General features: G+C 41.3%; 12 protein-coding genes. All 12 read right to left on the bottom strand.

Annotated features, from left to right (window positions below; all coding sequences use genetic code 11):
• Window positions 1–133: 133 nt before the first annotated feature.
• The 12 genes from BLP92_RS18315 to panB all read right to left on the bottom strand — a co-directional run bounded on the left by BLP92_RS18315 (window position 134) and on the right by panB (window position 12,468).
• Window positions 134–592 carry a YpoC family protein gene (locus BLP92_RS18315; protein ID WP_090840410.1) on the bottom strand — a complete coding sequence of 153 codons (459 nt, stop codon included), beginning with the start codon at window positions 590–592 and terminating at the stop codon, window positions 134–136.
• On the bottom strand, window positions 585–1,241 hold the full coding sequence (gene nth / locus BLP92_RS02950) for an endonuclease III (protein WP_090840412.1): 657 nt from the start codon (window positions 1,239–1,241) through the stop codon (window positions 585–587). The genes BLP92_RS18315 and nth overlap by 8 nt, the downstream gene beginning before the upstream one ends.
• Window positions 1,241–1,945, bottom strand: a complete 705-nt coding sequence (locus BLP92_RS02955; RefSeq protein ID WP_175444159.1) for a DnaD domain-containing protein — start codon at window positions 1,943–1,945, stop codon at window positions 1,241–1,243. The genes nth and BLP92_RS02955 overlap by 1 nt, the downstream gene beginning before the upstream one ends.
• A 65-nt stretch (window positions 1,946–2,010) precedes the next feature.
• Complete coding sequence (asnS, locus tag BLP92_RS02960; protein WP_090840415.1) at window positions 2,011–3,300, bottom strand: asparagine--tRNA ligase; 1,290 nt, start codon at window positions 3,298–3,300, stop codon at window positions 2,011–2,013.
• A 23-nt stretch (window positions 3,301–3,323) separates the two neighbouring features.
• Entirely contained in the window at window positions 3,324–4,502 is a 1,179-nt protein-coding gene (locus BLP92_RS02965) for a pyridoxal phosphate-dependent aminotransferase (RefSeq protein WP_090840417.1), read from the bottom strand.
• A gap of 25 nt (window positions 4,503–4,527) precedes the next feature.
• Window positions 4,528–5,070 (bottom strand): cell wall elongation regulator TseB-like domain-containing protein, encoded by a 543-nt coding sequence (locus BLP92_RS02970; RefSeq protein ID WP_090840419.1) that lies wholly within the window; start codon window positions 5,068–5,070, stop codon window positions 4,528–4,530.
• On the bottom strand, window positions 5,067–5,255 hold the full coding sequence (locus BLP92_RS02975) for a YpmA family protein (protein WP_090840421.1): 189 nt from the start codon (window positions 5,253–5,255) through the stop codon (window positions 5,067–5,069). Before BLP92_RS02975 ends, BLP92_RS02970 begins: the two co-directional genes overlap by 4 nt.
• Window positions 5,256–5,488: 233 nt before the next feature.
• A complete protein-coding gene (locus BLP92_RS02980; protein WP_175444160.1) occupies window positions 5,489–6,772 on the bottom strand; it encodes an amidohydrolase in 1,284 nt (427 codons plus the stop codon).
• Window positions 6,769–9,558 carry an ATP-dependent DNA helicase DinG gene (dinG, locus tag BLP92_RS02985; RefSeq protein ID WP_090840425.1) on the bottom strand — a complete coding sequence of 930 codons (2,790 nt, stop codon included), beginning with the start codon at window positions 9,556–9,558 and terminating at the stop codon, window positions 6,769–6,771. Before dinG ends, BLP92_RS02980 begins: the two co-directional genes overlap by 4 nt.
• Before the next feature lie 840 nt (window positions 9,559–10,398).
• Window positions 10,399–10,782 carry an aspartate 1-decarboxylase gene (gene panD / locus BLP92_RS02990; RefSeq protein WP_090840427.1) on the bottom strand — a complete coding sequence of 128 codons (384 nt, stop codon included), beginning with the start codon at window positions 10,780–10,782 and terminating at the stop codon, window positions 10,399–10,401.
• Window positions 10,775–11,638, bottom strand: coding sequence for a pantoate--beta-alanine ligase (gene panC, locus BLP92_RS02995; protein ID WP_090840429.1), 864 nt, complete (start codon window positions 11,636–11,638; stop codon window positions 10,775–10,777). The genes panD and panC overlap by 8 nt, the downstream gene beginning before the upstream one ends.
• Window positions 11,638–12,468 carry a 3-methyl-2-oxobutanoate hydroxymethyltransferase gene (gene panB, locus BLP92_RS03000; RefSeq protein WP_090841072.1) on the bottom strand — a complete coding sequence of 277 codons (831 nt, stop codon included), beginning with the start codon at window positions 12,466–12,468 and terminating at the stop codon, window positions 11,638–11,640. The genes panC and panB overlap by 1 nt, the downstream gene beginning before the upstream one ends.
• Window positions 12,469–12,504 lie beyond the last annotated feature (36 nt).

Below are 12,504 nucleotides of genomic sequence, written 5' to 3' on the forward strand. Positions count from 1 at the left end.
CTGAAGCAAAAGAGAAAATTTCTTCTTTTAAAAAAACTTATTCCTTTAACATACGACAGACACTCCCGGAACTCAGCTGAAGTAAATTCTATTGTAACGTAAACAGCAGCCCTGCTATTTTAGCAGGGCTGCTTTACTCTTTTGAAGATATATACCTTTTTATTCTATACTGCGATTCTTCAATTAATTTAATAATTTCTATTTGCCTGGTAAAATGCCCGGGGTTTTCCATAATAAAAGCAATTCTTTCTTCCACGTTCCATGGTGAAGACTTATGGTAATTCAAAAAGAGGAGTCCCTGCGTAATACTTTGTACATGTCTGCCCTCTATATAATGGAATAACTGAATAAACCTCGCGAGCCAGCATACCACAAGCCCTCTGCTGTTCCCGGACTTTATGAGGTTTTTTTCCTTATCCCAGGTTGAAAAGAATAATACCCATGTATCTTCAGGCGCTGGTAATTGAATTTTACATATATCTTCGATAAAAGGGACGTCCGTTTCCCAGAGCTTAGAAGTCGTATTTATTGAGGTCCCTGGCGTATGAAAAGGTAATTTTATAAATGATTCCGGTATGATACATTCACGCACTTGCCGTCTTCCTCATTCTTTTCTTTCCTTCCCGGCATAATTCTAAAAGCGGGCACTCAGGACAATTGGGTCTCTGGGATTTACAATGATATCTTCCGAAAAAAATCATTCGATGATGAGTGTCGGACCATTCATTTTCTGGAATCTTTTTCATTAAAGTTTTTTCCACCTCAAGCACTGAATCTTTCCAGCGGCAGAATCCTAGTCTTTTGCTCACTCTTTCCACATGCGTATCAACTGCAATTGCAGGTTCCCCAAAAGCAACAGAAGTTACCACATTGGCAGTTTTTCTGCCGACTCCTGCTAATTTCACCAGCTCATCTCTTTCTTGAGGAACAATTCCATTATGATTATCTATTAAAGAACGGCACAGCTTCTGAATATTTTTTGCTTTACTTCGAAACAGGCCGATCCGCCGGATATCCTGCTCCAATTCTTCAAGAGGAACATTAATATAATCTTCCGGCTTTTTATATTTTTCAAATAAACCTGGAGTCACCTTATTAACTAAAGCATCTGTAGCCTGAGCGGATAATACAACTGCAATTGTTAATTCGAAAGCATTCTTATGGGTTAATTCGCATTCCGCTTCAGGAAACATTTCTGCCATAGTATCCAGTACATATCTGATTTCTTGTTTTTTCAGCATTAACTTCTTCCCTCCAGCCAATTATAACCGGGATGAGGTTTGGATACTTTTAATTGAAGCGGTGCTGCAGTATGGTGTTTCCGCACTTCTTCTCCATGCTTTTTCGCCTGCTCCACAGACTTTACACCGCTTTTTTTCCAGTCATGCAAAATACGGTCAATATACCGGAAATTCAGCTTTGAAGAAATGACTGATTCCTTTAAGGCTGCTTCTATCAGCGTGGGCTCATGCAGATCTTCATCCAGCCACATGGAAATCATTTCCATTTCCATAGGAGTCAGCGGTCTCGCAAACTCATTTTCAAATGTTTCAAATAAAGTGCCTTCAATTTTCTTTATAGTCTCCTGGTCCTCTTCCATAGATTCCTCAGACGTAAACTCATAGAATTTTTCAAATAAAGGCTCCAGCGAGATTTCTTCTTCAATTACCTGACCGGTTTCTACAGCCACTTCTTTAATTTCAATAAAGCGTGCACTGAGGAGTTCATGCAGGAGTTTTGAACATTCGTATTCATTCACACTCATACGCTGAGATATCTGCCCCGGTGTCGGCAGACTGTGCCCTTCTTCCCTTAATTGATGCAGCTGAAGGATTACAAGGAACTGCATATCACTTAATCCAAGCAGTTTATAATTTTTAAAAAGTGACGCAGGAAACACGAATGGTTTTTCCTGCATCCATGCAATTGCTTTATGTTTATTCATCAGGTGTCCCCTTTCTTTCAAAAAAGAAACTGTCCCGCAGATCAAAAACAGGACAGTCGTCGGCATTAAGGATATAAACGGTTTAACAATCGAGGGAAAGGAATTGTTTCACGAACATGTTCAATACCTGAAATCCATGCTACTGTACGTTCCAATCCGAGACCAAAACCTGAATGCGGAACTGATCCATATTTTCTCAGATCCAGATACCACTGGTAAGCATCTGCAGAAAGACTGTGCTCATCAAACCGCTGTTTCAGCAATTCTTCATCATCTATCCGCTGGCTTCCCCCAATAATTTCTCCATAGCCTTCCGGAGCTATTAAATCAGCACATAAAACTACATCTTCCCGTTCGGGGTGTGGTTTCATATAAAATGCTTTAATATCTTTAGGATAATTAGTAATAAAAACCGGCATATCATGTGATTCTGCTATTGCAGTTTCATGAGGCGCCCCAAAATCTTCCCCCCAAGTAATTTCATACCCTTCCTTCTGTAAAAAAGTGATGGCATCATCATAGGAAATCCGGGGAAAAGGCGCTTTGATTTTTTCGAGCTGTGCAGTATCCCTTTCTAAAGCCTGCAGCTCCTGTTTACAGTTTTTTAAAGCTGACTGAATAACATAACTCACGTAATTTTCCTGAAGCTCCAGACTTTCCTCATGGTCTGTAAAAGCCATCTCAGGCTCTATCATCCAGAATTCAATCAAATGACGCCTGGTTTTAGATTTTTCTGCTCTGAAAGTAGGGCCGAAAGAAAATACTTTCCCAAGCGCCATCGCTGCCGCTTCCATATAAAGCTGTCCGCTCTGGGAAAGGTAGGCATCTTCATCAAAGTATTTTGTATGGAATAAGTTCGTTGTACCTTCCGCCGAACTGCCCGTCAGAATCGGAGGATCTACTTTTACAAAACCTTCTTCATTGAAAAATTCATAAGTAGCTCTGATAATTTCATTTCGTATTCTCATAATAGCATGCTGCTTTTTAGAGCGGAGCCATAAATGCCTATGATCCATTAAAAATTCAGTACCGTGTTCTTTCGGTGTAATCGGATAATCCTCTGCCTGGTGAATAATTTCAATGTCATTCACCGTAAGTTCAAATCCAGAAGGAGCCCGGTCATCTGCTTTAACGACGCCGGTTACATACAGAGAGCTTTCCTGCGTAAGATCTTTCACCTGCTGAAATTTTTCCTCTCCCACTTCTGCTTTAACTACTACTCCCTGAATGAAGCCCGTACCATCCCGCAGCTGTAAAAAAGCAATCTTACCACTTGAACGTTTGTTAGCAAGCCACGCTCCGAGCTTCACTTCTTTATCTACAAATTTACCAATCTGCTTAATTGTTGTTTTCACACAAAAACCTCCACCAATATGTTTTACTGTTTGCTTACAAATTTTTCAATCCGGTCCAGCGCTTCTTCAAATTGCTCCAGGCTGGTAGCATAACTCAGCCGGATATTGTCAGGAGCTCCAAATCCATCTCCAGGTACAACGGCCACTTTCGCTTCTTCCAGGAGTCCCTTTACCCAATCTTCTGTATTGCTGTAAGAACTTTTTTCAACCGCTTCTTTTACGTTCGGAAAAAGATAAAAAGCTCCCTGAGGTTTTTGGCAGGTAAATCCAGGCACTTCATTCACACGGTCAATTACCTTTGAAAGTCTTTCTTCAAAAGCTTTTCTCATGTTTTCCACCGACCCATCATCCTCTGTATAAGCTGCAATTGCACCGAACTGTGCCATCACTGCCGGGTTGGAAGTTGTGTGGCTGGCAAGATTGGCCATCTTTTTAATAACATCTTTTCTCCCTGCTGTATATCCAATTCTCCAGCCTGTCATGGAATGTGATTTCGAAACGCCGTTGACAACAAGCGTCTGTTCTTTCAATTCATCAGACAGCTGTGCAATAGATACGTGCTCTGCCCCATCGTAAAGAAGTTTCTCATAAATTTCATCGGAAATAATCAGTATATCTTTTTCCAGACATAGATTTCCGATATCCAGCAGTTCATCTTTAGAATAGGTCATGCCTGTAGGGTTGCTGGGTGAGTTAATTATTATTGCTTTTGTTTTATCCGTAACTGCTGCTGCAATCTGATCCTTCGCAGCTTTAAACTGATTTTCTTCTTTCCCTTCTACATATACTGGAATTCCACCAGCAATTTTCACCTGTTCCGGATAGCTGACCCAGTAAGGAGTCAGAATAATCACTTCATCATCATCCTCTAAAATTGTCTGGAATATAGATGATAAAGCATGCTTTGCTCCTGTAGAGACAATGATCTGATCAGGTGTATATTCCAGGTTATTGTCCTGCTTAAACTTATCACAGATCGCCTGCTTTAATTTTGGCAGCCCTGCCGCAGGTGTATATTTCGTATGGCCTTCCAGCATAGACTTATAGCTCGCTTCAATTATATAATTGGGTGTATTAAAATCCGGTTCTCCGGCCCCTAGGCCGATAACGTCATGTCCCTGTTCTTTCAATTCTTTCGCTTTTGCGGTAATAGCCAGTGTAGATGATGGAGTAATTGATTCTACCTTTGCAGAAAATTTCATAAGTATCTCTCCTCATTGAAATAGATTATGGGGCCAGTTCATATCTTCTTAAATACTGGCCATCTTCAAAAGCTACATAGTAATAACCGAAACGGCCATCACTGTCTCTGTAGTTTACTTCATATACAGGGGAAGCACCGATAATTCCCAGCTGGACAGACCGCAGGCTTGCTACGTCTGCATCATTTTCAGCAATTTCCAATGCTTCTGCTGCGGAAATCCCTTCAGAATGAAGCCGGATAACGGGCTCCATTACTTCCTCTTCACCTTCCGCTTCTTCCTCTTCTTGTACTTCCATATCCAAGGAAGGTTCTTCTATGTGTTCCGGTACCCAGGCAAAAACATCTTCACCAGCGTCGTTTACGCCATCCACTACCTGATAGGAATGGGTTCCATGAAAAAAGGTAACTTCCCTCACAGCATTAAAATCAAGTGATTCTCTTGCAAAAACATCAGCCTCCCGCTGTCTCTCCTCCATAGGATCAGTAGCTGACGCATAAAGCAAGTACAGTGATGCAGTGACAGCAGCTGCAACCATTAAGGATATTGATACTATCCACGCTTTCATTCAGCTTTTCCTTTTGTATCATAAATAGTAAATACCATTTTATCTTTATCTGCCTCATCTAAAGCAATCCCGAACATCAAATCTCTGTCTTTTAAAGTTCTGTTCAGTGAATCGACCAGTTTGTAAGCATCTTTGCATTTGTCGAGTTTTACTGAGCTGAGCAGCTGAACCTGGTCTTTATCCATGCAAAATCCTCCCTGTAATTTGAACCCATTTCATGAAAATGAAATTAATGCCGCTGATATATTGTCTGCAATTGAACTTCGTGAAAAATGATCGTTATTTTTTTCATATTCGGACTCATATAAATGAAATAAAATATCTTTCTATCACTAGTCTTGCAGACTGCAAATTATAAAACAGGCTCTAATAAATGATCGATCTTATTTTATCATATTTTTCGTCAGGCTGTTTTATATTATCTTAATTTTTGTGCCTGAATATTCGCCTCATAAATTATTTTCTCTTCATCCAATGTTGTTAATTCCCTGTTTTTCAATAATTGCTTTCCATGAATCCAAACGCTTTGAATATCTGATGATTTCATGGCGTACAAAATGTGGGATTTAATTTTTTCCAGGCTCTGCGGCTGCAGGTGAAGTCCTTTCGGATCAATAAGAATCATATCTGCGAACCAACCGGGTTTCAGCATTCCAGTTTTGTTTAAATGAAGAGCTCTGGCTCCTCCGACAGTTGCTGCAGAAAAGCTTTGATCTGCATTGGTCACTGTAGGATCTTCCTGCCGTCCTTTTGGCAGCAGCGCTGCCATTCTCATTTCTTCTACCATATCCAGAGAATTATTACTTGCAGTAGAATCCGTTCCTATACTTACATTCACTTTTCTTTTTATCATCTCAGCTACAGGTGCAATTCCGGAACCTAGTTTTAAGTTGGACATCGGATTATGAGAAATCGAGACCTTATGTGCAGCGAATAAATCAATGTGTGCTTCCGTAACATGTACTGCATGCGCAAGAAGAGATTTCCCGGAGTAGGCTCCCAGTTTATGAAGATGATCTACCGGATGAATTCCGTAGGTGGAATAATGCTCCTCCACTTCTTTTTTTGTTTCTGCACAGTGCGTATGAAATAGTACATTCTTATCTAATGCTAATTCAACAGCTTTCAACATAAATTCCGGCGGACAAGTATAGGGGGCATGTGGGGTCACGGCAATATGCAGCCGGCCGTCCGCGCTTCCATGAAATTGCTGAATTAAATGTTTCGAAGCTTCTAATCTACTCTGCTTCTCTTCTTCAGTTCCAAAAGCAATCATTCCTCTGCCTAATACAGCTTTTAAACCAGTATCAGCGATTCTTTCCGCGAATTGGTCTACAAATAGATGATACATATCCAAAAATGTTGTAGTGCCCGATTTTATCATCTCTGCCATTGCAAGATTTGTGGCTGCCTTTACAGTTTCTTCGGTGAATTTGCTTTCATTCGGCCACATAACAGTTTTCAGCCATGTGTCAAGAGCCATATCATCTCCTGCACCCCGCAGGATGGAGCTCCCGGCATGTCCATGCGTATTTACCAAACCCGGAAGAAGCCATCCACCACAACCATCCTCTTCCGGAATTCCCTGAGATTTCGGATCCCCGGGAGAAACAGAAATAAATTTATCTTTTTCGATTGTTACAAAACCTTTATAAGGTTTTTCACCAGGATTGACGATAACAACATTTTTTAATATTTTCACGAAGATGAGCCCCCGCTTTCCGGAATTTCATACAGCCATTCATGAATATCTTTTTCAATTTCATGGATTGATTTTTCTCTCAAAGGTATGTCAGGCAGGGATTTAATAAACTGCTTCCCATATTTAGCTGTAACAATTCTTCGGTCCAGCACCAGGACTACTCCCCGGTCAGTTTCCCTTCGGATCAGCCGTCCGAACCCCTGTTTGAACCGAAGGACTGCCTGTGGCAGGGCAAGTTTCATAAATGGTGAAGCTCCTTTATCCTTTAACTTGGCAGATTTCGCTTGAAAAACAGGATCATTCGGTGGTGAAAATGGGAGTCTCGCCATAACAATAATACTTAAATCATCACCGGGGATGTCTACCCCTTCCCAAAAGCTGCTCGTACCGAAAAGGATGGTTTGATCAAATTGCTGAAACATTTTTACTAGTTTCGTTCTGCTTTTTGATTGTATTCCCTGTCCGATAAGAAGAAAGGATTCATCCAGCATAGGCTGGAGCAGATTATGTGCTTTTTTCAACATATCGTAGGATGTAAATAATACGAGCATTTTCCCTTTGGATACCTGCGAAACCTGATAGACCGCATGCACTAAGGAATAAATATAAGCTTCTTCCCCGTCACTTTGGATGAGCGGCATATCTTCAGGAACCATAAATGCAACTTGATTTTCCCAGTGAAAGGGAGATTCTACCTGTTCTACAGCAATTTCAAAATCTTCCAGTCCAAGCTGTCTGATAATATAATCAAATGAACGGTTTACTGTTAACGTTGCGCTCGTCAGCAGAGCACGCTTTTTTTTCTGGAAAAATCTATCTGCCAGTAAATTAGACACATCCGTTGGACTTCGGTAGATAGAAATAGATTGTTTTGGTCCTCTGGCCGATCGTTCCATCCAATATACGTGATTATCGTCATGCTGAAGAATAAGCTGTTCAAACTGCCGGTTCATTTCTTCCAGCTCGTTTAAATATTTTGTAATCGCTGCTCTTTCCCGCTGGTACTCTCCAGCCGTGTCCCATTTATCATCTGCTTGCTGTTGAATAGTAAAAAGATCCGCAAGAGATTTTTTTATGTGAAAGCTGAATCTCGAAGCAGCCTCCGTAACAACCTCCCAGTCTTTATTATATTCAATTATCTTGGAAAGATCTCCCGTATCGATTCTTCCTGAATTCTTATTTGCATAATCAAAAATCGTAAGAAATAAGTCATTCCATTCCATACGTGTTTCTGCAAGCTGCTCCCTGCAGGAATTCCATAACTCTCCAAAGTTTAAATCCAGCCAGCTTTCCAGTGTAAAGCTGCTGTCTTTTGAACTCCATTCGTTTAACAGCTGTGCCATATCTGCATAGTTTAAATTTAATCCAAACTGCCTGGTAGCAGCTTCTTCCAGATGATGTGCTTCATCAATTATTACGCTGTCGTATCCGGGAAGCACCTGGCTGTCATGAACAATATCTGTTAAAAGCAGTGCGTGGTTCGTGATAATGATGTCTGCGTGTCTCGCAGATTTTTTAGCTCTTTGGTAAAAACACCTGCTGAACCAGGGACACTCAGGCCCTCTGCACGAATCTGGATCACTCGTTATCTCTCTCAGGAAGCGATCTGAAGCTGCTGCCAGGTTCAACTCCTCTATATCACCTGTTGCTGTTTCTGTCAGCCAGACGAGAATCTGTGCTTTTGCTAAAGTTCTTTCATAAACATCCTGAAAACTTGTATCCAGGAGCGTTTCCACTTTCTGCAGACAGATATAATGACTGCGCCCTTTTAACAACGCTGTCCGAACAGGAAAAGGCAGGAACTTATCAATTAAAGGAACTTCTCTTTTTAACAGCTGTTCCTGCAGCTGAATCGTTTCTGTGCTGATAACAACTCTCTCTCCCCTGCTCACTGAAAAACAAGCTGCCGGAAGAAGATAAGCAAGCGTTTTTCCTGTACCAGTACCAGCTTCAGCTAGCCCAATTTGATCATTTGATAATACCTTATGTACAAAATGCATCATTTTTTCCTGACCTTCCCTGCGGATAAAATCAGGCATAATTTCTGACATTTTATCTGGATTTTGAAAAAGAGAGAAAAGATCTTCAAAGGAGGTAGTTTCAGATTCATATTCAGCTTTTGTATTATTTTCTTTTTTCAAAGCAATCCCCCGGTATTCTTCTATACCTGACAGATCATCGGAAGATTCCTCAAAAAATTCTTCTAAAATTGGCCTTATGTCACTTTTTAACCCATTCTGCAGACCCAACAGATGTTTTAAGACAGCCTTTGGAAGGCTTTTCAGCATAGATAAGTTCTTCAGCAGCAGTTCAGCTGTGGCCATCGCATCACTATCAGCTCGATGCGGAGCCTCGTGCAATACGTCCAGCGTTTCGGAAAGCTCTGATAATTTATAGCTGTCCTCAGTTGGAAAAGTGATTCTGCTTAATTCTACCGTATCGAGTACAGGTCCTTCAAAAGCATCATAACCCGCGTCTTCCAGTGATTCATTTAAAAAGTACAAATCAAAATCTACATTGTGAGCTACAAAATAGGCATTATTCAAATCTCGAAGCAGCTCCGGTGCAACTTCGCTGAATGCAGGAGCATTCTTTATTTTTTCCCGGTCAATCTGCGTTAATTGCTGCACGAAAGGCGGGATATCCTGATCTGTATGAATATAACTGTTATATGTTTTGATAATTTTATTATTTTCAATAATACTGTAAGCCAGTTGAATAATCCGGTCCCCTGCAGTATATGAAACTCCGGTTGTTTCCAGGTCCAGTACGACAAAACGTAGCATTTAAGTCCCTTCTTTCAAGTTAACTTTGCTACGTCATTGTAACATGTTTTGATAAGTGTTTACGACTGACGAATAGAAAGACCGGCTGTTGCGCAGCCGGTCTTGTTTAAAAATATGGCTGCCTTGAAAATAAAAGTTCCGCTAAAAATAAGTAATACTGCTGCTTCACTTTCGGAGAGGCTTACCCAAAGGCTTGTTCTCGACTTATTTTGACGGAAAGAACGTCCGCCAAAATAAATTCTCCAACTGCGCTGATCCTTTGGGTGTCCTCTCCTTCGTTACACAACAGCTTTAATTTTCATACTTCATGGTGCAAATATTTTGCTGAGTGTCTCTGTTCAAGTCTGATACTTATATAAAAAAAGTACGCCTAAGGCTCCTTTATCTGCGCTTTCTGCAGAGAAATCCTTCCGCTATCCCTCTAAATAAGCAGGATTCGGCACAGCCAATCCAAGCATGACAAAGACCGTCTTTTATGGATTCGAGATATTGGCTGTCTTCACCTGCTTTACGAGTTCGTCTTCAGTCCGAGATGAACTTTCGCTCTTCACGCATTCTTTTTCCGCAGGTGTCTACCCCGACTTGTCTTCGTTTTGTTGATAGAAAAGCTTGCAATAGAAACAATCTCTTTCATTTGTTTCGCCATTAGAAGAAAGAAGTGGATTTTAGAGAGGAGGGAAGACTCCGCAGCACAAGCTTGCCCTCGGCAGGCTAGTTGCAGCGAATTTTCCTCTTATCAATAATGAGCATTCACTGAGCTAAAAATATACAACCCTTTAAAAATATTGCTTAAAAATAAGTGGGTGAAAAATTTCACCCTGTCAGCTGAGACTGAAATTTTCAGCGGACAGTAGCAGGAGTTTCCGTGCCCATCTTTTCAACGATATTATTTTCTTCATCAAGAATTGCCACTTTTGGTACATGAGTTCTTACTTCCTGCTCTTCCAGATATTTATAGGAGATAATTATCACCTTATCTCCCGGCTGCACAAGCCTTGCAGCAGCTCCATTCAAACAAATAGTTCTGGAACCTCTTTTTCCGGCAATTATATAAGTTTCCAGTCTTTCTCCATTATTGTTATTTACCACCTGAACTTTTTCGTTTTCCAGCATATCAACTTCATCCAGCAAATCTTCATCAATAGTAATACTGCCTATATAATTTAAGTTCGCTTCAGTTACCGTTGCCCGGTGAAGCTTTCCGTTCATCATTTCTCTAAACATTCTGTTCATCCTTTCCGCTTTCCCAAATAATATTATCGATCAGTCTTGCCTGAGAATATTGCACTGCAGCTGCTGCCAGCAGCTTTCCCTTATATGAGGGGGCCGGCGGAAGGAGATCCGGAAATGTCAATATTTCCACATAATCTATTTTCCCGTGCAGATGATCCTGAAAATATGCTTTCGCTTCTGCAGAAGAAACTGAAGTTTTATTTTTCTCTGTCATCTTCACAATATCTTTCAACAGCTGATAAATCTGTGGGGCTTCCTGACGCTCTACTGCTGTTAATCGTATATTTCTTGAGCTCATGGCTAGCCCATCTTTTTCCCGTACGACCGGCACTGTATGAATATGAATATTCATGTTGAAATCTCTTACCATGTTTTTAATGACAGCCACCTGCTGGGCGTCTTTCTGCCCGAAAAAAGCGCCGTCAGGTTCCACCATATGAAAAAGCTTCATCACTACTGTAGCAACTCCGTCGAAATGGCCGGGTCTGCTTTTCCCACAAAGAATATCAGCACCCTCGTTTACCTTTAATGAAATGGTCATTTTCTGAGGATACATTTCTTCCATTTCCGGAATAAAAAGAACATCAATTCCTGCATTTTGAGCAAGTCTGCTGTCTCTCTGTTCATCCCGGGGGTACGTTTCAAAATCCTCCCCTGCTCCAAACTGCAGCGGGTTTACAAAGATGGACATCACAACACAGTCATACTTATTCACAGCTTGTGCTGCAAGCTGCAGGTGCCCCTCATGCAGATATCCCATCGTGGGGACAAACCCTATAGTTTTGCCTGCCTGTTTTTCGGAGCTTAGATATTCATTTAATTCCTGCAAAGTTCTGATCTGCTTCATTATTTGTCACCATATAATTTAACGTGTTTATCCAGCGGCTGAAAAACATGTTCTTCTGCAGGAAAAATACCTGCTTTTACTTCCTGTTTGAATTCCTTTAAAGCTCGTTGCACCGGCTCGCTGATATTCGTATACTGCTTTACAAATTTTGCAGTATGGCCTGCATAATACCCGGTGATATCGTGGTAAACGAGCACCTGCCCGTCTGTATACCTTCCTGCTCCAATACCAATGACTGGTATTGAGATGCTTGCCTGTACTTTTTTTGCTGCTTCTTCAGGCACACATTCCAGTACCAGCATAAACGCACCAGCTTTTTCAGCCTGCTTTGCATCTTTTAAAAGCTGCTCCTGTTCTGCAGCACTTTTTCCTTTTACTTTATACCCGCCGTCTACACCCACAGTCTGGGGGGTCAAACCAAGATGGCTTACGACAGGAACACCAGCATCCACCAGTGCTTTAGTGTGTACAAATACTTCCCCACTCCCCTCAAGCTTCAAGGCATCTGCACCGCTTTCCTGCATCAGTCTGCGGGCCCCTGCCATTGTTTCCTGTAGAGAAGCATGATACGTCATAAATGGCATGTCGGTTACGATAAAAGTATTCCTTGCTCCTCTTTTCACCGCTTTCGTATGGTGAACCATGTCATCTATGGTCACCGGAACAGTCGACTCGTACCCTAATACCACCATCCCTAAAGAATCTCCCACGAGAATAGTATCTACTTCCGCTTCCTCGCATAACGAGGCACCAGGTGCATCGTAGGAAGTTACCATAACGATTGGCTCCCTGCTGCTTTTCATTTTCTGGAAATCTGAAGTTGTTTTCACCATGATTTACACTCCTTCTGTCCCTGTCCAGATTGG

This window comes from Alkalicoccus daliensis (assembly GCF_900103955.1).
GTDB lineage: Bacteria > Bacillota > Bacilli > Bacillales > Salisediminibacteriaceae > Alkalicoccus > Alkalicoccus daliensis.